Consider the following 20940-nt stretch of genomic DNA (forward strand, 5'->3'; position numbering starts at 1 on the left):
GCAGGGGCGCGCCCCGGGTCCATCAACGCACCGGCATGCCCGGCAATGCACCTGCGTCGGCATCGAGCAGCGCCAGGGCGCCGCCGTCGAAGCCGGCCGACAGGATCATGCCTTCGCTCAGGCCGAAGCGCATCTTGCGCGGGGCCAGGTTGGCGATGAACACCACGTTGCGGCCGACCAGCGTTTCCGGCTCGGCGTAGCTGCCGCGGATGCCGGAGAAGATCTGGCGCTGGCCGAGGTCACCGGCGTCCAGCAGGAAGCGCAGCAGCTTGTCCGAGCCCTCGACGAAGCCGCATTCGATGACCTTGCCGATGCGCAGATCGAGCTTGGCGAAATCGTCGATGCCGATGTAGGCGGCCGCCTCGCCATCAGCCTTGGGCGCGGCCTTGGCTTCCACCTTGGCGGGCTTCTCGGCCTTGGCCGGCTTGGCCTCGGCGGCGGGCTGGGAGGTCAGGGTGTCCTTGGAGGCATCGGTCATTGCGTCGATCATCTTGGGGTCGATACGGGTGAACAGCGCCACGTAGGGCGCGATGGTGTGGGCGGTGAGCGGGGCGGCGATATCGCCCCAGCCGGTCATCGGTGCATTGAGGAAGCCCTCGGCCTGCAGGGCGGTGGCCGGCAGCACCGGCTTGAGCGCGGCGACCAGCACGCGGAACAGGTTCAGGCCCTGGGTGCAGACCGCCTGCAGTTCGGCGTCGGCACCTTCCTGCTTGGCGATCACCCACGGCTTGGTGTCGTCGATGTACTTGTTGGCTTCATCGGCCAGCGCCATGGTCAGGCGGATCGCCGCGGCCGGGTCGTTGCGCTCGTACGCCTCGCGTACCGGGGCCAGCGCGGCCACGAAGCGGTCGTACTGGGCCGGGTCGGGCAGTGCGTCGGCAAGCCGGCCGTCGAAGCGCTTGGAGATGAAACCGGCGCAGCGGCTGGCCAGGTTGACGAACTTGCCGACCAGGTCGGCATTCACGCGGGCGGTGAAGTCGGCCAGGTTCAGGTCCAGGTCGTCCACGCCGCCGGAGGACTTGGCGGCGAAGTAGTAGCGCAGCGCTTCCGGCGCCAGCCCCGCGTCCAGGTAGGTGCGGGCCATCACGAAGGTGCCGCGCGACTTGCTCATCTTGGCGCCGTCCACGGTCAGGTAGCCATTGACATGCAGGCGGGTCGGCGCGCGCAGTCCGGTGCCGTGCAGCACCGACGGCCAGAACAGGCCGTGGAAGTTGACGATGTCCTTGCCGATGAAGTGGTGCAGCTCGGTGCTGCTGCCGGCGGCCAGCACGGCGTCGAAGTCGTCACCGGTCTTCGCGCACAGGTTCTTGAAGCTGGACAGGTATCCGATCGGCGCGTCCAGCCACACGTAGAAGTACTTGCCCGGTGCACCGGGGATCTCGAACCCGAAGTAGGGCGCGTCGCGGGAGATGTCCCAGGCGCGCAGGCCGCCCTCGGCGTCCAGCCACTCGGACAGCTTGGCCTTCACGCCCGGCAGGGCGACGTCACCGGCCAGCCACTGGCGCAGGAAGTCCTGGAAGCGGCCCACTTCGAAGAAGTAATGCTCCGAATCGCGGATTTCCGGGGTAGCGCCGGACACCACCGACTTGGGGTCGATCAGGTCGGTGGGGCCGTAGGTGGCACCGCAGACCTCGCAGTTGTCGCCGTACTGGTCCGGGGACTTGCACTTCGGGCAGGTGCCCTTGATGTAGCGGTCCGGCAGGAACATGCCCTTGGCCGGGTCATAGAACTGGGCCACCGAGCGACGGCTGATGTGGCCGGCGGCGTCGAGCCGGGTGTACAGCGCCTCGGTCAGCTCGCGGTTGGCGGCCGAGTTGGTCGAGTCGTAGTGATCGAAATCCACGCCGAAGGCAGCGAAGTCGCGCTCATGGCCGGCCTGGATGTTGGCGATGAAGGTTTCCGGGCTCACCCCGGCCTTCTCGGCGGCCAGCATGATCGGCGTGCCATGGGTGTCGTCGGCGCAGACGTACCAGACCTTCTCGCCCATCAAGCGGCGGGCGCGCACCCAGATATCGGCCTGGATGTAGCCGACCAGGTGGCCCAGGTGGAGCGGGCCGTTGGCATAGGGCAGGGCATTGGTGACGAGCGCGGTACGGGTCATGGCCATCATTTGGTGCAGGGGAACGCGGGATTATCGCATGTCGGAAAACAGCCAGCCCCGGGAAGGCCCGGGGCTGGCTGTGTTTCCTTCTCCCAGCGGGAGAAGGTGCCCCGAAGGGGCGGATGAGGATGAGGGATGGGCGGACGCACCCGCTCCCCAACCCCTCTCCCGATGGGAGAGGGGCTTCGAAGCGGATTACTGGTCGCGCAGCCAGGTCTGCGAGCGGCAGATGAAGGCGATGCAGCCGGACACTTCCAGCTTGCTGCCGTTCTCGATCAGGGCGACCTTGGAGCTGTAGGTCTTGCCCTTGGCCGGGTCCAGGATGGTGCCGTTGGCCCACTTGTTGGTGCCGTCCGGGCGCAGGTTCCAGAGGATGGTCATGCCCTGGATCGGCTTGTCCTTGTTGGTGCCTTCGCACTTGCTGCAGACCGGGTTCGGGCCCTGGGCGGACTGCAGCACCTGCAGCACGCGGCCGCTCAGGGTGCCGTTGGCGGCCTGGGTGATCTCGACGATGGACTTCACCCGGCCGGTTTCGTCGTCGATGGTCCGCCAGCGGCCGGCGGCACTGTCCGAGGCGCTTGCGGAGAAGCCGGCGGCCAGCAGCGGCAGGACCAGCAACAGGGTTTTGAAGGTGGTGCGCATGTATCCCCTCCCAGGGTGTGTTTCGGCTTCCGGCGGCGCCGGTACGGTGCCGAATGTACCCGCATTCGCCGCCGTACGGAATCCGCAGCGCAGCAGATCACGCGGCGCTGCGGGCTCTTGTCTCATTGCAGGCTGATCCGCTTCCGGTTGTCGGCCGAAACCCGGTCGATCAGCTTGTTGTAGGGGTCAAACCCGGCTTCGTCCGGCTTCTGGTCCACGGTCACGGTCAGGGTCGGATTGCCGGCGGTGATGTGGTGGCGCTGCAGGTACAGCACCTTCTCGTCGTGTTCCTTGCCCGAGGCGCCGCTGGCGAACACGCCGACCTCGATCCAGTCGTCCAGCGTGCCGGCCGTTTCCTTGCCCAAGCCATCGGCGTAGCGCTTGTCGGCGTGCAGCTGCAGGGTCACGTCGTAGCGCCCGTCGGCGCGCTTGCTCGCGGTGGCCTCGACCACCCGGTTGTCGTAGAAGCTGATCTTCTCGAACAGGTCGGTGATCAATGCCTGCTGCTCCGGCCTGGCCTCGGCACGGATGAATTCCAGCAGTTCGGCCGAGGTCGTGTACGGCGGTTGCTGGAAGGCCTTGGCCTCCAGGAAGCGGTGCAGTGCGCGGTTCAATGCTTCCTCGCCCATTTCCTCGCGCAGGCGGTAGAACACCACCGAACCCTTGCGATAGTGGATGTACTGCTGGTTCTCCACCCGGTACAGCGGCAGTTCCTCCACGTCCTCGCCACCGCGGCCGGACAGGTAGCGGTCCAGCTCGGTCTTCAGGAACTGGCGCATGTGCGCGCGGCCATACTCCTTCTCCATCACCATCAGAGCTGAGTACTGTGCAAGTGATTCGGTAAGCATGGTCGCGCCCTGCACGTTGGCGCTGATTACCTGGTGCGCCCACCATTGATGTGCTGCCTCATGCGCAGTGATGTAGAAGACATAGTCGATGTTGTCGGGATCACGCAGGTCGGCGATGAATCCCACGGCTTCGGAGTAGGGGACCGTATTGGCGAAGGCTTGCGCGAAGCTTCCCACGTAGTTTGGGAACTCGATGACGCGGAACTGCTTGTGCTGGTACGGGCTGAAGTTGGCCTCGTAGTAGGCCAGCGACTTCTGCACGCCCTCGATCATCCGGTCCACGTTGTAGGGATGCTCGGGGTCGTAGTAGATCTCGATCGGGATGTCCTTGTAGGCCGCCTTCCGCACCGCCCAGCGTGCCGACAGGTAGGCGTAGAAGTTCAGCATCGGCCGGTCCATGGCGTAGTCGAAGCAGCGCCTGCCGTCGCGGGTGTATTCCTTCTGCAGGTAGCCCGGGGCCAGCGCGATCTGGTCCGGCGCGGTGCAGACGGTGCTGCGGAAGTCCAGCCAGTCGGCGTCGTTGGAAATGTAGGTGTTGACGCGCGCGGCTTCGTCCTCCAGCTTGGGCATGCGCGTGGGCTCGCCCAGGCCACGCTTGCGACGCTCGTTGCGGTCATCGATCTCGGCGCCGGCGTTGTAGCCGAAGCCCGGCAGGATGCCGCTGTTGAAGAAGCTGCCGTTGTCGACGATCCGGGTCTGGGCCTGGCCGGCGGGGATGCCGTCCGGGTGGATGTCGACGGTGAAGCGGATGTCGCGTTCCTCGCCGGGTTGCATCGGCGTATCCAGCGTGTAGATGCGATAGCCGACGTCGGCGTCATTCTTGTCCAGCCTGGCGGCGCCCAGGTCCAGTGCGGTCAGCGTCTTGTCGTCGGCGATGGAAATGTGCAGCTGCGGGATCGCCACGGCGTGCGTGTTGCGCACGCGGTAGTGGCCATCGATGCGCACCGACTGGGTTTCCGGGTGCAGGTCGACGGTGTTGTCCACGGCGATGATGCGTGGCTGCGGCAGGTCCTTGAACTGGCGGTAGGTCTTCTCGTAGTACGCCAGGCGGTCCAGTTCGGCATCGGGCGAGAGGTACTCGTTGCGGATGTTGGTGTTCCAGTACAGCCAGCCGCCGCAGCCGACGAAGGCCACCACGGCCAGGGCCAGTGCAACCCCCAGGCCGCCGTGCAGGCGCTGGCGTGCCAACCGCAGGCGGGTGCGCAGGCCGCCGTCCACGCCACGCACCCACAGGGCCGCGCACAGCAGCAACAGCACCCCCAGGAACAGGGCCCAATAGCCCTGGAAGGCGAACTGCGCGGTCAGGAAGTGGCCGTAGCCGTTCATGTCCGAATAGGGCGCATTCGGCGCGCTGGCGTAGTTGTAGATGTCCTGCGCGTAGTCCAGCAGCCCCAGCACCGATTGCCCGATCAGCACCAGGATCAGCAGTGCATAACCGAGGAACTTGTTGTTGCTCAGGACCTGCAGCACCAGCGCCAGCCCGCCCATCAGCACGAACACGGTGGAGTTCAGCAGCAGGGTCTTCACGTACAGCAGCGGTTCGATGTGGGTGTAACCCTTGGACAGCTGCACCAGGACCGAGGCCGCGCCGCCAATGGCCTGGAAGCTCAGCACCACGGCCACCAGCGCCAGGAACTTGCCCGCCAGCGGCACCCAGTTCGGGACCGGTGTGGCATCGGTGATGCCGGCGATGCGCGCGGTGCGTTCCTTCCATACCAGCTCGCCGGCGTAGAACAGCACGATCAGCACCAGCAGCCAGCTGTAGCTGCCCTGCAGTGCCTCCAGCATCTGCGAGGTGACCGGCCAGGTCGGCGTGCCGTACATGTTCTGGCGGAACAGCGACGACGGGATGAAGTTGGCCAGGCCCAGCAACAGCAGCACGATGAAGGGAATGCTGCGGAAGATGCCGAAGGTGTCGAAGCGGACCTGGCGCAGCAGCTGGCGCAGGTGGGTGGCGGTGGCGAACGTCGGCGTCACCCGCGGCGCGGTGGCGGCCGGGCGTGCAACTGCTGCCGGCGCGGTGTCCTGCCTGCCGCGCTGGCGGCGGCTGGCGCGGCCGGTGCCGGCACGCCGGGTGCGGAACAGGGCGAAGGTGGCGGCAAACAATGCGGCACTGATCGCCAACCACAACAGGCGGTTCTGCAGCAGGAATCCGGCCAGCGCCGGCACGGCGGTGTTGCGTTCCTCGGCCGACCAGTAGCGCGTGGCGAGGTTGATCGCGCGGATGCCCAGTGGGTCGAGCAGGGCGGAGATCTGCTGGTTGTCGATGTCGGCCAGGATCACGCGGCTGACGCCATACAGCACGAAGAACACGATCACGCCGATGTACACCCACAGGATGCTGCGGGTGGTGGCCGCCAGCAGCGACAGCAGCGCGGTGGTGAACAGCACGTTGGGCAGCACCATCACCACGAATGCCCACAGGTAGGGCTGCAGTGACACCGGGCCGAGCCGCGCGGCGTCGATCCACGGCATGAACTGCGCGATGAACAGGCCGGCGGCGACGATGACGTACATCACCAGGCAGGCCAGCAGCGCCGCGCCGAGGCGGCCGAGCAGGTAGTCGCGGCGCTTGATCGGGCTGGAGAACACCAGCTCGGCCGTGCCCAACTCGAAGTCACGCAGCAGCGCGTTGCTGACGAACAAGGTGGTGACCAGCAGGCCGAGCAGGGTGAAGGCGGTCATCAGCGAGCTGATCACCGACGGCGCATTGCGATGCACGTTGCCGATGCCGCCGCCGATCTGGACCGCATCGCTGGAGGCCGCGGCGAAGGCCATCAGCGCCAGGAACAGCGCCAGCAGCCACAACAGCGGGGAACGGAGCTGCTCGCGCAGCTCGAAGCGCAGGAAGTTCAGGGTCATGGGCCGTCTCCGTCAGGCGGCCTGCGCCTGCAGGCGCAGGCGCTGGAAGTAGACGTCCTCAAGCCCGGGCTCGACGGGCACGAAGCCCTGGTCCGGCTGGGTGGCGCTGAACACGTGGATCACCGGGTGGCCACCCACCAGGCGCGTGGACAGCACGGTGAAACGGGATTCGTAGTCGGCCAGCTCGGCCTTGCCGACCTGCTTGCGCCAGACCTGGGCCTGCAGCGCGCCGATCGCATCGACCGGTCGGCCGGTCAGCAGTACCTGGCCCTTGTTCATGATGGCCATGTTCGGGCACAGGTCGGTCACGTCCTCGACGATGTGCGTGGACAGGATCACCACCACGTTCTCGCCGATCTCGGCCAGCAGGTTGAGGAAACGGTTGCGCTCCTCCGGGTCCAGGCCGGCGGTGGGTTCATCGACGATCACCAGCTGCGGGTCGCCGAGCAGTGCCTGGGCGATGCCGAAGCGCTGGCGCATGCCGCCGGAGTAGGTGCCGAGCTTGCGCTTGCGCGCGTCCCACAGGTTGACCTGCTGGAGCAGGCCCTCGACCACTTCCTTGCGTTGCCTGCGCGCGGTCAGGCCCTTGAGCACGGCGAAATGATCCAGCAGGTCGAGCGCGCTGACCTTGGGGTAGACACCGAAGTCCTGCGGCAGGTAACCCAGCCGGCGGCGCAGCGCGTCCTTGTCCTTGAGCACGTCGATCCGGGTGCCATCGGCGGTGGTCAGCGTGGCGCTGCCGCTGTCGACCTCCTGCAGGGTGGACAACGTACGCATCAACGACGACTTGCCGGCGCCGTTGGGGCCGAGCAGGCCGAACATGCCGCGCGGGATGTCCAGGTCGATGTTCTTCAGTGCATGGACGCCATTGGCGTAGGTTTTCGACAAACCGCGGATCTGCAGCATGGACCAGGCCCCTGTATGGACGGATGAGGACACTTTCCGTTTGCCGTCGGGCAGACGGCAATGCGCCGGAAGTCACTAGGTCAACAGGACGCGCCGTCGCGGCGGATGTGACCACGGCCAATGACACAGGGATGCGCGCGCTCAGGGGCGGCGCCGACGGCAGGAGCCGCCCCGGCCGCGAGCAGGGGGCATCTGTTCGTAGCGACGCCCGCCAACCCGGACGCTCAAACGTCCTCGGCGTCTTCCGTGCTCTGCCGCAGGCGCCCGATCTGGGCGGCGGCCGGGCCGGTGAAGGACACCAGCTGGCCGCCGCGCAGCACCATGCGCCCGGTGTGGCGATCAATGCCGTCGTAGGAATAGTCGAAGCGGAAGCTGCGCTCGAAGCCGATCCAGCCATTGGGCAGGCGGCAGGGGCGCATGCCGGTGGCATGCACGCTCTGGTCCAGCCATTGCACGTCGGCGGCGCGGCAGGCATTGCGGCCCAGTTCGGTGGCGCGGTCGGCGGCGGCGCGGGAACGGTCCCAGAACGCGAAACCGATCGCGCCGACGATCATCAGGATGAGCAGGGTAGGCATGCCGACACTTTAGGCGATTCGCCGTGCCCGGCGCAGCCCGGCCCGGTCAACGCGTTGGTGGCGCCGGGACCGGTTCATCCGGTGGCGGTGGCAGCGGCGCATTGCCGTCGAACACCGGCGTCGGGCCCTGCATCGGCACGTTGGCGGTGAGCTTCAACAGGGCCGCCCAGTCCTGGCGGTTGAGGTTGCATTCTTCTTCATGGCCCGGCGAGCAGCCCGCTTCGACGACCGCGTCCGCGGCGGCCTGTGACGGCTTGGGCAGCTCGATCATGCCGGTGCGATCCAGGGTGAGCTTGCGCATTGCCACGGTGTTGGCGACGTTGCCACCGACCAGGTACAGCGTGCGGTCACCGCCGACATTGGCGCCGATCACCACCTCGCAATGGGACTTCCAGTTGCCGGCACGGCCGCTGCCCAGCGCCTGTATCAGCCCCGCATGGTTCAGTGACGTGCTGCGATCGCGCAGGAAGCACAGCATGTCGCCGGGGGCGGGCTTCTCGTTGGCCGGGTCGGCCAACCGGTACGGCGAGGCGTTGGCGCCTCCCTGGTAGGCCGCGCGGATGTAGTCGATGTGGCGCGGTGAACGGTTGAAGCCGGGCACGCCCGCACGCGTCATTACCCAGGAGATGAAGGCCGCCGACCACGGGTTGTCGATCAGGAAAGCGCGGCAGTCGCTGTCGGTATAGCGGTTGCCGGCCGGCTGCATGCAGCTGGTGGCACCGGGGATGGCCCCCATCGGCGACAGCGTCCCGCTCTCGCGCCAGTAGCCGGCCACGCGCTGCCAGGCGATCAGGCCGTTGTCGGCCAGGTGCTCGGCTTCGGCCTCGGTGACCCCGAGGCTGGCGATGCGGCCATCGCGGTCGATGAAGGGGCGGTACCAGAGCCGGTGCTCGTCGCAGGCCGCGCGCACCACCGCCTTGGCGGTTTCGCTCACGCCGAAGCGGGGCGGGATGTCACAGGCCTCCACCGCGTGCGCGGCGAAGGCGGGGGCAAGCAGGGCAACGCTGCACAGCAGGTACCGGTAGACCACATCGAACTCCGTGGGGGTGGAGGAAGCCAGTGTTGCAGGCGAGGCCGTGTGGGCGGCGTGAGTCAGGCCGGCGGCGGGCCGAGCTTCAACGACAGGTCGATCGCCTGCACATGCTTGGTCAACCCGCCGATGGAGATGCAATCCACGCCATCTTCGGCAATGGAACGCAGCACGGACAGGTCGACGCTGCCGGACACCTCCAGCGGGATGCGGCCGGCGGCGATGCGCACCGCCTCGCGGCGCATGGCCGGGCTGAAGTCATCGATGAGGATGCGTTCGCAGCCGGCGGCCAAGGCCTGCTCCAGCTGCTGCAGGTCCTCCACCTCCACCACCAGCGGCAGCGTGGGTTGCTGCGCCCGGGCGGCGCGCACCGCCGCGCCCAGCGAGCCGGCGGCGCGGATGTGGTTTTCCTTGAGCATCACCGTGTCGAACAGGCCGATGCGGTGGTTGTCGCCACCGCCGCAGCGCACTGCGTACTTCTGCGCCAGGCGCAGCCCGGGCAGGGTCTTGCGGGTGTCGAGGATGCGCGCGCCGGTGCCGGCTACCGCTTCGACGTGGCGGGCGGTGATCGTGGCGGTCCCGGACAGCGTCTGCAGGAAGTTGAGCGAGGTGCGCTCGGCGCTGACCAGGCTGCGGCTGCGGCCTTCCAGCGTGGCCAGCACGGTGCCGGCGCTGACCCGGTCGCCTTCCAGTACCCGCCAGTGGATCTTCACCTCCGGGTCGAGCGCGCGATGGGTGGCGTCGAACCAGGGGCGGCCGGCGATCACCGCGTCCTGCTTGCACAGCAGGTAGGCGATGTCGGCGCTGTCGGGGAGCAGGGCGGCGGTGACGTCGCCACTGCCGATGTCCTCGGCCAGGGCGCGGGCGACATCGGCGTCGATCTGTTCCTGCGGCGGGGCAAGCGGCGGGTGCGGCAGCATTACTTGGCCGGGAAGTCGGTGATCTGGGCGGTGGCGATGGCCTCGTCGGCCAGCAGCACCGGGATGCCGTCCTCCACCCGGAACACCTGCTTGCGGTCGCGGGTGACCAGTGCCTCGCGCAGCGGCTGGGCCTGGGCGCTGCCATCGGCCCGGGTGACGCCGCCGGCGCCGATCGCGCGGTTCAGGGCATCCAGGCCGGCGCTTTCCAGCTGGGCCAGCGGCTGGCGGGTGTCGGGGGAGACGAGCAGGTCGAGCAGTTTGCGGTCCATCAGGTCGTGGTCTTGCGGGGAAGACGGCTAGAATACGTCTTTGCAGCAGGTGACGGCCAATGACCCCCAACCCCTCCGAGCCGCTTGTCGGCATCGTCATGGGTTCCCGTTCCGACTGGGAAACCATGCAGCACGCAGCCCAGAAGCTTGATGCCCTGGGTGTTCCGTATGAAGTGAAGGTTGTTTCGGCGCATCGCACGCCGGATGTCCTGTTCAGCTATGCCGAACAGGCCGGAGCGCGCGGCCTGCGCGCGATCATCGCCGGTGCCGGTGGCGCGGCCCACCTGCCGGGCATGCTCGCCGCCAAGACCGCCGTGCCGGTGCTTGGCGTGCCGGTGCAGTCCAAGGCGCTGAACGGCATGGACTCGTTGCTGTCGATCGTGCAGATGCCGGCCGGCATCCCGGTGGCGACCTTCGCCATCGGTAATGCGGGGGCGTCCAATGCGGCGCTGTTCGCCGCGGCCATGCTGGCCCCGGCACAGCCGCAGATCGGCGCGGCGCTGGACGCGTTCCGCGAGCGCCAGACCCACGACGTGATGGCCGCGGACGATCCGCGTCGATGATCACGGTCGGCATTCTGGGGGGCGGGCAGCTGGCCCGCATGATGGTGCTGGAAGCTGCGCCGCTGGGCATCCGCTTCGTGGTGTTCGACCCGGCCACCGATGCCTGCGCCGGTCAGGTGGCGCCGCTGCAGGTCGGTGCGTTCGATGACCTGGCCGCGCTGGAGGAATTTGCCGGCCGCGTGGACGTGGTCACCTTCGATTTCGAGAACGTGCCTGCCGCAAGCGCGCGCTGGTTGGCCGAGCGCAAGCCGGTGTTCCCCAACCCCGCCGCGCTGGCGGTGGCGCAGGACCGGCTGAGCGAGAAGACCCTGTTCCAGGAACTGGGCATCCCGCTGCCGCCGTTTGCCGACATCGGTAGCCGTGAGCAACTGGCGGCCAAGGTCACCGAGTTCGGCCTGCCATGCATCCTCAAGACCCGCCGCCTGGGCTACGACGGCAAGGGTCAGTTCCGCCTGCGCAGCGAGGCGGACATCGATGCCGCCTGGCAGGCGCTGGGCGCGCAGGCGGACAAGACCGGCCTGATCCTGGAAGGCTTCGTCGCCTTCGATCGCGAGGTCAGCGTGGTGGCGGTGCGCGGCCGCGACGGCGAATTCCGTGCCTGGCCGTTGACCGGCAACTGGCATGTGGATGGCGTGCTGTCGGCCAGCCTGGCGCCGGCCACCGTGTCCGCGGCCCAGCAACAGACAGCGATCAGCTATGCGCGCCGTGTCGCCGAGCGGCTGGACTATGTCGGCGTGTTCGCGCTGGAACTGTTCTGTCGTGGCGAGGAGCTGCTGGCCAACGAGATGGCCCCGCGCGTGCACAACTCCGGCCACTGGACCAGCGATGGCGCAGAGACCTCGCAGTTCCAGAACCATGTCCGGGCCGTGCTCGGCCTGCCGCTGGGCGATACCCGGGTGCTGGGCCATGCCTGCATGCTCAACTGGATCGGCCAGATGCCCGACCCGGCGCCGGTGCTGGCCGAGCCCGCCGGGCACTGGCATGACTACGGCAAGCAGCCGCGCGACGGTCGCAAGGTCGGCCACGCCAACCTGCGCGAGGATTCGACCGCGGCGCTGGCCGGTGCGCTGGAGCGCGTCGGGGCCGCATTGGGCCGGCAGGCACAGGTGGCACCGGTGGTCCAGTCCCTCCGGGACGGCGGCGTAACGCCGGCGTAAGCCGGGCGGGCGTAAGGTTCTCCGGGTCCATCCCCGGAGAACCACCATGCTCGACTGGAATGCGTACCGCCGTGAACTGAAGGGCCGTATCGGCGAATTGGGCAAGCTTTCGCCCGACACCCTCAAGGGCTACCTGACCCTCAGTGGTGCCGGTGCCCAGACCAACCACCTCGACGGCAAGACCCGCGAACTGATCGCGCTGGCCGTGGCCGTCACCACCCGCTGCGACGGCTGCATCACCACGCACGTGGATGCCGCCCTGAAGCAGGGCGCCAGCCGTGAGGAGATCGCCGAGGCGCTGGGTGTGGCGGTGGCCCTCAACGCCGGCGCGGCGATGGTCTATTCGGCCCGCGTCCTGGATGCGGTCGCCGCCCACGACACCTGACCTCGGCAGGAGCAGCCTCGGCCGCGAAGCCGGCGCGCCCCAAGGCTGCCACAGGCACGGATCGACCTCTCCGGATCGTGGACGGCCTCCGCGGCGAGCCTGATCGTGGGGGCTCGGCCACTACAGGCCTCGTGGCCGAGGCCGCTCCAACCGGTGATCAGCGCAGCTGGCTGGCCGCGAAGTCCCAGTTCACCAGCTTCCAGAACGCCTGCAGGTAGCGCAGGCGGTCGTTCTGGTAATCGGTGTAATACGCGTGTTCCCACAGGTCGCAGACCAGCAGCGGGGTGCTGTCGCCGGTCAACGGGGTATTGGCGTTGCGGGTGGTGACGACCGCCAACCGGCCATCGGCATGCTGCACCAGCCAGGCCCAGCCCGAGCCGAACACCGCCATTGCCGCACGGTTGAACTCTTCCCGCAGCTTCTGCACGTCGCCGAACTGGCGGTTGATGCGGTCGGCGAGCACCCCGTGCGGTTCCTCGCCGGCCCGGGGGTGCAGGCACTGCCAGTGGAAGCCGTGGTTCCAGGCCTGTGCCGCCGCCTCGAACAGCGCCCCCTGGCTGTTGCGGACGATCTCCTCCAGCGGCATCTCGTCCATCTCGGTGCCGGCGATGCGGGCATTGACCGCATCCACGTAGGCCTGGTGGTGGCGGCCATGGTGCAGTTCCAGTGTCTGCGCCGAAATGTGCGGTTGCAGCGCGGTGCGGGAGTAGGGCAGGTCAGGCAGTTGGACGGGCATGGAATATTTCTTTTCAGGGCAAAGGCGCCGGGAATGCGTCGGCTCGGCTTACAATCCGTGGCCACGGGAAAGTCTATCCGACCAGGACGGGCCGTTCTTTCGCAGCAGGAGAATTCGAATGCCGGTGATGGAGCAAATCCAGGCAGAGGTGGAGCAGCATCCCCTCGTCCTGTTCATGAAAGGTACGCCGCAGTACCCGATGTGCGGCTTTTCCAGCCGCGCCGTGCAGGCGCTGATGGCCGCCGGTGCCGCGCACCTGCGCACGGTCAATGTGCTGGAGTTCCCCGAAGTGCGGGCCAACCTGCCGCGCTTCTCGAACCTTCCGACCTTTCCGCAGTTCTTCATCCACGGTGAGCTGATCGGCGGCTGCGACATCATCCTGGAGCTGCTCGAATCCGGCGAGCTCAAGCGCATCGTCGCCGAGGCGGGCCAGGCGTGAGTGCCCAGCCGGAAGGTTGGGCGCAAACGGACCTGGCGGGGCGGGTCGTGCTGGTTTCCGGCGCGGCCGGTGGCCTAGGCGCGGCGGCCGCCAAGGCGTGCGCCACGGCCGGCGCCACGGTGGTGCTGCTCGGCCGCAAGTTGCCCAAGCTCAACCGTGTATACGACGCGGTGGCCCAATTGGGGCCGGAGCCGCTGCTCTACCCGCTGGACCTGGAAGGGGCGACCCCGGACGACTTCGCGGTACTGGCCGAGCGGCTGGCCACGGAGCTGGGAGGCCTGGACGGGCTGCTGCACTGCGCGGCGGACTTCCCGGGGCTGACCCCGTTCGACCTGGCCAGCCCGGCGGCGTTCTCGCGCGCCATCCACGTCAACCTGACCGCACGTGCCTGGCTCACCCAGGCCTGCCTGCCGCTGCTGCGCCAGCGTGACGACGCGGCGGTGGTGTTCAGCCTGGATGATCCGGCGCGGGTAGGGCAGGCATTCTGGGGCGGCTACGGCGTGGCCCAGTACGGCCTGCGTGGCCTGATCGACACGCTGCACCACGAGCTGCGCAATGGCCCGGTGCGTATCAGTGGCGTGCAGCCCGGGCCGATGCGGACCGCGCTGCGCGCGCGGGCCTTTATCCATGGCGAGGACACCGCCGCGCAGGATCCTTCGGCCTATGCCGTGGCCTGCGTCACGTTGCTATCGGCCGCCGGTTCGGCCTGGCGCGGGCAGGTGCTGGACGCGGCCGGGTGACCATCCTCTCGGCGGCCCTGCTGCTGTTCCTGATCCTGGACCCGCTGGGCAACATCCCGGTATTCCTGAGCCTGCTCAAGCCCCTGGCCCCGCGTCGCCAGCGCATCGTGCTGGTGCGCGAGCTGCTGATCGCCTTGGCCGTGCTGATGGCCTTCCTGTGGGGCGGCAAGTACGCGCTGGAACTGATGCACCTGCGCCAGGAATCGGTGGCCATCGCCGGTGGCATCGTGCTGTTCCTGATCGGCATCCGCATGATCTTCCCCAAGCCGGAAGGGCTGATGGGGGCGGTGCCGGACGGCGAGCCGTTCATCGTGCCGATGGCGATCCCGCTGGTGGCCGGCCCCTCGGGCATGGCGGCGGTGATGCTGATGGGCAGCAACGAGCCCGACCGGCTGGGTGACTGGAGCCTGGCCCTGCTGCTGGCCTGGGGCGCGACCGCCGCCATCCTGATGTCGGCCACCCTGCTGTACAAACTGCTGGGTGCCCGCGCGCTGACCGCCCTGGAGCGGCTGATGGGCATGCTGCTGGTCGCTATTTCCGTGCAAATGCTGCTCGATGGCCTGGCGACCTACCTCGGGTCACTCCAATAACCGATTGATTTGTCGGTTTTTGTCCGATTGCGTCGCCTTTGAACTGTCTTATTGCAGTCATAAACAGTCATTACCGTGTTAACCTTATCTTAACCGTTGCGGCTGAAACCGCTCCGGAAGGGACCCCCAGATTCAAGCCGATCAGGCGCCCGGTTGACCCCGGGGCTGATGGATCGCGTTTTTTTTCAATCGCCAACTCGTTTCGAGGCTACCTACCCATGAATCATCCTCGCATCCGGATGTCCAAGCTCACCCTTGGCCTCATTGCCGCCCTCGCGGCTGCTCCGGCTTTCGCCCAGAACACCTCCGCCGGTATCGGCGGCCAGGTCACCAACAACGGCGGCCAGCCAGTGGCAGGTGCGGAAGTCACCATCACCCACGTCGAGTCGGGCACGGTCAGCCGTGCGACCACCGACGCGGCTGGTCGCTACAATGCCCGCGGTCTGCGCGTGGGTGGTCCGTACACCATCACCATCACCAAGTCCGGTGAAGGCACCAAGACCGAAGAAGGTGTCTACCTGAGCCTGAGCCAGACCAATACCGTCAATGGAACGCTGGCAGGCGACCTCGCCGCCACCACTCTGGAAGCCGTGCAGGTCATGGCCGTTGCCGGTGGTTCGGATGTGTTCAGCGCCAACAAGATGGGTGCTGGTACCTCGGTGTCGCAGCAGCAGATCGAAGCGCTTCCGTCGATCAACCGCAACATTCAGGACTATGTCCGCCTGGATCCGCGCATCAGCCAGAGCGACAAGTCGCGTGGCGAGCTGACCGTCGGTGGTCAGAACCCGCGCTTCAATGCGATCCGCATTGATGGCATCAACACCAGCGACACTTTCGGCCTGGAATCCAACGGCTTCCCGACCATGCGTCAGCCGGTCTCGATGGATGCCATCGAAGCCATCAACATTGACGTGTCCAACTACGACACCACCATCACCGGCGCTACCGGCGCTGTGGTGGATGCCGTGACCAAGTCCGGTACCAACGAATTCCACGGTTCGGTCTACGGCACCTACCGCGACAAGGACATGGTGGGTGATCACCCGGTCACCGATGCCAAATTCACGGGCTTCGAGGACGAGAAGACCTGGGGCGCCACCTTCGGCGGCCCGATCATCAAGGACAAGCTGTTCTTCTTCGCCAACTACGAGAAGTACGAGCGCAGCCGCGCCGCCCAGTCCTACGGTCCGCGGGGCTCCAACGCCACCAACGTCGTTGACATCGATCCGGCGTTCATCGCCGAAGCGCAGAAGATCGCCAAGGAAGTGTACGGCGTTGACATCGGCACCCTGGACGCACCTGCTGAAACCAAGCAGGAAGTGGAAGAGTACGCCGTCAAGCTGGACTGGAACATCAACGAAGACCACCGTGTCTCGGCACGTTTCTCCAAGCTCGAACAAGTTGATCCGAATCTGGTCGGCAGCAGCCGGTCCACCAGCTACGGTGGTCACAACATGTCCGTCGCCGGTCCGGCGCTGGGCCTGAGCAGCCGCTGGTACGACATCAACAAGGAAGTGAAGACCAGCGTCATCCAGCTGTTCAGCGACTGGAACGAGAACTTCTCCACTGAGTTCAAGGTCGGCCGCCGTACCTATGACTCGTTGAGCAACGTCTACTCCAAGCTGCCGCAGATCATCATCGGTGGCGGCGCTGGCAACTCTGCTGTTCGCCCGCCGTACCTGAATGCCGGCGCTGACGAGTTCCGTCACGGCAACGACATCAGCACCAAGACCACCAATGCCTACGGCGCTGCCAACTGGTACCTGGGTGATCACACCCTGAAGTTCGGTTTCGATTGGGAATCCAACGAAATCTACAACCTGTACGCGCAGAACATCTGGGGCACCTACGGCTTCGCCAATCTGGACGATTTCCGCAACGGCCACTACTGGGTGTATGACCTGAATGGGCCGGTGCCGGGCAAGGGTATGGACTCGGTGGCGATGCAGTACAAGCACCGCAATACCGGCCTGTTCGTGCAGGACACCTGGGCGGTGAATTACAACCTGAACCTGATGTTCGGCCTGCGCGTCGACATTCCGGATCTGGATGACGTGCCGGTTCACAACCTGCTGGTGCAGGAGATCTATGGTTATGACAACCGTCAGACCCTGGACAAGGCGCTGGTGCAGCCGCGCTTCGGCTTCAACTACACCTTCGACAGCGAACGTCCGACGCAGCTGCGTGGCGGCCTGGGCCTGTTCCAGGGGGCAGCGGCCAACGTGTGGGTGGGCAACTCCTACCAGAACAGCGGTTTCGGCCTGATCGGCTATAACCAGCGCATCACCGCCAACATGAGTCAGGCTGAGCGCGAAGCGATCTGGGCAAACCTGCCGGTCTCGCTTGACCCGAACAACCCGACCGTGCCGTCGCCGGCTAACGGCTACACGATGATGGTCAACCTGATGGAGAAGGGCATCCGCCAGCCGTCGGTGTGGAAGGCCAACCTGGCGTTCGATCACGAACTGCCGTGGTACGGCATCGTGGGTTCGGTTGAGCTGCTGTACACCAAGGTCAAGGACGCCATCGCGTTCGAGCGCCTGGACCTGGGCAACGTCAATGCCGTGCGCGGCCAGGACGGCCGTGACATGTACTGGAGCAACGCCTATACCCGTACCGGCGTGCGTGCTGGCAGCAGCACCAACGTGGGTGCCATTGCCGACACGATCCCGGGCTACGAGAACGTGACCGGCTGGCACAACGACGGTGTGATCCTGCTGAAGAACACCGACAAGGGCCGCAGCACCCAGTTCACCGCCAGCCTGAGCAAGCCGCTGACTGATACCTGGGGCTGGTCGCTGGGTTATACCTACACCGACGCCACCGAAGTCAGCCCGCTGACCTCTTCGCGTGCCATCTCCAACTGGAACAACATCGCCGGCGTGAATCCGAACGATGTGGTCGCTTCGACCTCCAACTACGAGATCAAGAACCGCTTTACCGGCAGCCTGCAGTTCCGCAAGGCGTTCTTCGGTGACAACTACACCACCTTCTCGATGTTCTACGAAGGTCGCTCGGGTCTGCCGTATAGCTGGCGCTTCCTGAACGATGTCAACGGTGACGGCTACAACAACGACCTGTTCTACGTGCCGGCTGGCCGTGGCGACGTCAAGTTCACTGGCGGCGCAGCGATGGAAGATGCCTTCTTCGCCTGGTTGGACGCGCAGGAAGGCCTGGCCGGCTACCGCGGCAGCATTGCTCCGCGCAACAGCCAGCGTAACGCCTGGGTCAACACCTTCGACGTGCGTATCAGCCAGGAGCTGCCGACCTTCTTCAAGGGTCACAAGGCCGAGATCTGGCTGGACATCATGAACGTTGGCAACCTGCTGAATAAGAACTGGGGGCAGATCAGCTACGCCTCGCCGTTCAGCGATCGCGGCGCCGTGGAAGCGGCGGGCATCGACCCGGCAACCGGCAAGTACATCTACAACTTCGACGCAAGCAAGGTCACCAAGGTCAACCTGACCGATTGGGAATCGCGCTGGTCGCTGCAGGTGGGCTTCCGCTACAAGTTCTGATCGGTTGATTGATCGGATGTAAACCGAAAACGGCCGGGGCAACCCGGCCGTTTTCCTTTTCATGGGGGCAGCGCTAAAGTCGATCGCCAATGAGAAGGAGCAGCAGTGGAAATGACCAAGAGTGAAGGGGCAGCGAGGGCGCTGCCGGTACAGGACGCGCGCATCTACCCGCGTGGCGGGCTGGACGTGCTGTCGCGGACCGAGGTGGCGCGCCTGCGCGATGCCTCCAGCGGCGGCATGCACGAGCTGCTGCGCCGCTGCGCGCTGGCAGTACTCACCAGCGGCAGCGCTTCGGACGACCCGCGCGCCGCGCGCGACCTGTACCCGGACTTCGACATCCAGGTGACCCAGCAGGACCGTGGCGTCCGCATCGACCTGAGCAACGCGCCGGCGGCGGCCTTCGTCGACGGGGAGATCATCCGCGGCATCGCCGAGCTGCTGTTCTCGGTGGTGCGCGACCTGGCCTACATGGCCATCGAGCTGGGGCCGGAGTACGCCTCGGACCTGGAGACCACCGACGGCATCACCAACGCGGTGTTCGGCGTGCTGCGCAATGCGCGCATCCTGCAGCCGAGCGAGCCCAACCTGGTGGTCTGCTGGGGCGGCCATTCGATCTCCCGCGACGAGTACATCTACACCAAGCAGGTCGGCTACGAGCTGGGCCTGCGCGGGCTGGATATCTGCACCGGCTGCGGACCGGGCGCGATGAAGGGGCCGATGAAGGGCGCCACCATCGCCCATGCCAAGCAGCGTCGTACCAACACCCGCTACATCGGCATCACCGAGCCGGGCATCATCGCCGCCGAGTCGCCGAACCCGATCGTGAACCACCTGGTGATCATGCCGGACATCGAGAAGCGCCTGGAGGCGTTCGTCCGGCTGGGGCACGGCATCATCGTGTTCCCGGGCGGCGTGGGCACCGCCGAGGAGATCCTGTACCTGCTGGGCATCCTGCTGCGCGAGGAGAACGCCGAGCTGCCGTTCCCGTTGATCCTCAGTGGCCCGGCCATCGCGGCGCCGTACTTCGAGCAGATCGACCGCTTCATCCGCCTGACCCTGGGCGATCGCGCCGCCGAGCGCTACGAGATCATCGTCGGCGACCCGGTCGCGGTGGCGCGCAAGATGTCGCAGGGGATCAAGCGGGTGCGCGAGTTCCGCCTGGCGCACCGCGATTCGTTCTTCTACAACTGGCAGGTCGACATCCCACTGGCCTACCAGCAGCCGTTCGTACCCACCCACGAGGCCATGGCCGCGCTGGACCTGCACAGGGGCCGGCCGGCGCCGGACCTGGCCGCCGACCTGCGACGCGCGTTCTCCGGCATCGTGGCCGGCAACGTGAAGGAGGAAAGCATGCGCCGCATCGAGGACTTCGGCCCATTCAGGATTCACGGCGACCCGGAGATGATGCAGGCGCTGGATGCGCTGCTGCGGGCCTTCGTGGAGCAGCGCCGCATGAAGATCTCCGGTGACTACCGACCGTGCTACCAGGTGGTGGCCTGAGTCGACTCAGGTCGGCAGCGTGACCAGGGTGATGTGGCGGCCGTTCTCGATGCGCGTCGCCACGTCGCCCAGTCCGCCGGTCAGGGCCTGGATGCGAGCCCGCGAGGACTCCAGTCCGAGCTTGTGGCCCGCGCGTGCCGCAGTGCTGCCGGCGGGCGGCAGGTCGTTCTCGATCAGGATGCTCAGCATGTCCCTGGCCACGTCCAGGCGGACGTGGATGTCGCCTCCGGACGGGGAGGGCTCGACGCCATGGCGTATCGCGTTCTCGATCAGGGGCTGGATCGACAGCGTGGGAACCGCGCGACCCGGCAGCGGATCGGGGAGATCCCAGTGGATGCGCATGCGGTCACCGAAGCGCAGCCCCTCGATCTCGGCGTAGCGCCGGGACAGTGCGATTTCCTCGCTGAGCGGGATGGCCCGGGGGCCGGCCAGGGCCGCGCGGAACAAGTCGGCCAGGTCCAGCAGCAGCCGTTCGGCGTCTTCCGGGCGCTGGTGGACAAGTGCCGCGCCCGTGTTGAGCGTGTTGAACAGGAAGTGGGGGCGGATGCGGGCCTGCAGCGCTTCCAGTTCAGCCTGTTTGGCGCGGACCGCGAGTTGGCGCAGTCGCCAATGGCTGTGGAAGGCGACGAGTGCCAGCAGACCCACCAGCAGGGCCAGGGTGGTGAGTTTCACGGCAAAAACAGGCCAGCCTTCGGCCGGTACCAGCCAGGTGTCGTGCAGTACCGCCCATGCCAATGCGGTAACCAGCCATGTGCTGCATAGCAGGGCTGCCAGGGCGACCGCCGCGATCCGTGTCGGGCTGACGCGGAGCAGGTGGCGCCTTGCCAGGTACAACATCGCCAGAGAGGCGAGGGCGACCCACTGAATGGTGAACGAAGCCAGCCCGAAATAGGTCAGCAGGTCCACCCGTGCGCTCTGCGACAGGGTCAGCAGGGCGGCCAGCGCCTCGCCGGTCAGCATGATCCGGATGATGGTCTGGGCCTGCGAAAGGGGGTCCAGCGGGTTCAGTGCTGCCTGAGGGGATGCGGGCATGCCGTGCCAGATTCCAGGAGGGGCGGTGGGGGTTGCCATTCATGCGATGGATCGGCCCGTTCGTCCCCCAGCCATTGAAGCGGGGCGTGGCCGGTCATTAGAGTAAGTCGTCCAAATGGGGAAGGAT

At 66.7% G+C, this 20940-nt stretch carries 18 protein-coding genes; 8 read left to right on the plus strand and 10 right to left on the minus strand.

Translation table 11 applies throughout. The annotated features are described in order from the left end of the window. Positions 1-22 precede the first annotated feature (22 nt). The 8 genes from metG to ATCM_RS02495 form a co-directional block, all read right to left on the minus strand. Positions 23-2101, minus strand: coding sequence for a methionine--tRNA ligase (gene metG, locus ATCM_RS02460; protein WP_132862677.1), 2079 nt, complete (start codon positions 2099-2101; stop codon positions 23-25). 195 nt (positions 2102-2296) lie between these two features. After that, positions 2297-2743, minus strand: coding sequence for a DUF2147 domain-containing protein (locus ATCM_RS02465; RefSeq protein WP_132862678.1), 447 nt, complete (start codon positions 2741-2743; stop codon positions 2297-2299). Positions 2744-2865: 122 nt separating this feature from the next. Further along, positions 2866-6453: an ABC transporter permease subunit gene (locus ATCM_RS02470; RefSeq protein ID WP_132862679.1), complete on the minus strand. Its 3588-nt coding sequence runs from the start codon at positions 6451-6453 to the stop codon at positions 2866-2868. Positions 6454-6465: 12 nt separating this feature from the next. Further along, the gene (locus ATCM_RS02475) at positions 6466-7359 is read right to left on the minus strand and encodes an ABC transporter ATP-binding protein (protein ID WP_132862680.1); all 894 of its coding nucleotides are present in this window, start codon (positions 7357-7359) and stop codon (positions 6466-6468) included. A gap of 224 nt (positions 7360-7583) precedes the next feature. After that, positions 7584-7934: a DUF3301 domain-containing protein gene (locus ATCM_RS02480; protein ID WP_132862681.1), complete on the minus strand. Its 351-nt coding sequence runs from the start codon at positions 7932-7934 to the stop codon at positions 7584-7586. 46 nt (positions 7935-7980) lie between these two features. Continuing rightward, positions 7981-8964: a DUF2272 domain-containing protein gene (locus ATCM_RS02485; RefSeq protein ID WP_132862682.1), complete on the minus strand. Its 984-nt coding sequence runs from the start codon at positions 8962-8964 to the stop codon at positions 7981-7983. 62 nt (positions 8965-9026) lie between these two features. Continuing rightward, positions 9027-9884: a carboxylating nicotinate-nucleotide diphosphorylase gene (gene nadC, locus ATCM_RS02490; protein WP_132862683.1), complete on the minus strand. Its 858-nt coding sequence runs from the start codon at positions 9882-9884 to the stop codon at positions 9027-9029. Next, the gene (locus tag ATCM_RS02495; protein ID WP_132862684.1) at positions 9884-10153 is read right to left on the minus strand and encodes a Trm112 family protein; all 270 of its coding nucleotides are present in this window, start codon (positions 10151-10153) and stop codon (positions 9884-9886) included. Before ATCM_RS02495 ends, nadC begins: the two co-directional genes overlap by 1 nt. A 59-nt stretch (positions 10154-10212) precedes the next feature. Between ATCM_RS02495 and purE the strand changes: the two genes are divergently transcribed. The 3 genes from purE to ATCM_RS02510 are packed head-to-tail and all read left to right on the plus strand — an operon-like array spanning position 10213 to position 12258. Continuing rightward, on the plus strand, positions 10213-10716 hold the full coding sequence (gene purE / locus ATCM_RS02500; protein ID WP_132862685.1) for a 5-(carboxyamino)imidazole ribonucleotide mutase: 504 nt from the start codon (positions 10213-10215) through the stop codon (positions 10714-10716). Next, positions 10713-11873, plus strand: coding sequence for a 5-(carboxyamino)imidazole ribonucleotide synthase (locus ATCM_RS02505; RefSeq protein WP_132862686.1), 1161 nt, complete (start codon positions 10713-10715; stop codon positions 11871-11873). The genes purE and ATCM_RS02505 overlap by 4 nt, the downstream gene beginning before the upstream one ends. 46 nt (positions 11874-11919) lie before the next feature. Next, entirely contained in the window at positions 11920-12258 is a 339-nt protein-coding gene (locus ATCM_RS02510; RefSeq protein ID WP_132862687.1) for a carboxymuconolactone decarboxylase family protein, read from the plus strand. Between the two features lie 157 nt (positions 12259-12415). On the opposite strand, the gene ATCM_RS02515 is transcribed toward ATCM_RS02510, so the two are convergent. Next, positions 12416-12994, minus strand: coding sequence for a superoxide dismutase (locus tag ATCM_RS02515; protein ID WP_132862688.1), 579 nt, complete (start codon positions 12992-12994; stop codon positions 12416-12418). Between the two features lie 118 nt (positions 12995-13112). Here ATCM_RS02515 and grxD point away from each other — a divergent pair, with 118 nt between their 5' ends. From grxD to ppnN, 5 genes are all read left to right on the plus strand, one after another. After that, entirely contained in the window at positions 13113-13433 is a 321-nt protein-coding gene (gene grxD / locus ATCM_RS02520; RefSeq protein WP_132862689.1) for a Grx4 family monothiol glutaredoxin, read from the plus strand. Beyond that, positions 13430-14173 (plus strand): SDR family NAD(P)-dependent oxidoreductase, encoded by a 744-nt coding sequence (locus ATCM_RS02525; RefSeq protein ID WP_132862690.1) that lies wholly within the window; start codon positions 13430-13432, stop codon positions 14171-14173. The genes grxD and ATCM_RS02525 overlap by 4 nt, the downstream gene beginning before the upstream one ends. Then, positions 14170-14763 (plus strand): YhgN family NAAT transporter, encoded by a 594-nt coding sequence (locus tag ATCM_RS02530; protein ID WP_132862691.1) that lies wholly within the window; start codon positions 14170-14172, stop codon positions 14761-14763. The genes ATCM_RS02525 and ATCM_RS02530 overlap by 4 nt, the downstream gene beginning before the upstream one ends. Positions 14764-14981: 218 nt before the next feature. Beyond that, positions 14982-18281 (plus strand): TonB-dependent receptor, encoded by a 3300-nt coding sequence (locus ATCM_RS02535; protein WP_243693943.1) that lies wholly within the window; start codon positions 14982-14984, stop codon positions 18279-18281. A gap of 111 nt (positions 18282-18392) precedes the next feature. Beyond that, positions 18393-19781, plus strand: coding sequence for a nucleotide 5'-monophosphate nucleosidase PpnN (gene ppnN / locus ATCM_RS02540; RefSeq protein WP_132862692.1), 1389 nt, complete (start codon positions 18393-18395; stop codon positions 19779-19781). Between the two features lie 6 nt (positions 19782-19787). On the opposite strand, the gene ATCM_RS02545 is transcribed toward ppnN, so the two are convergent. Next, on the minus strand, positions 19788-20813 hold the full coding sequence (locus tag ATCM_RS02545) for a histidine kinase (protein WP_132862693.1): 1026 nt from the start codon (positions 20811-20813) through the stop codon (positions 19788-19790). Between the last annotated feature and the right edge of the window lie 127 nt (positions 20814-20940).

This window comes from Stenotrophomonas sp. ATCM1_4 (assembly GCF_004348115.1).
Taxonomy (GTDB): domain Bacteria; phylum Pseudomonadota; class Gammaproteobacteria; order Xanthomonadales; family Xanthomonadaceae; genus Stenotrophomonas; species Stenotrophomonas capsici.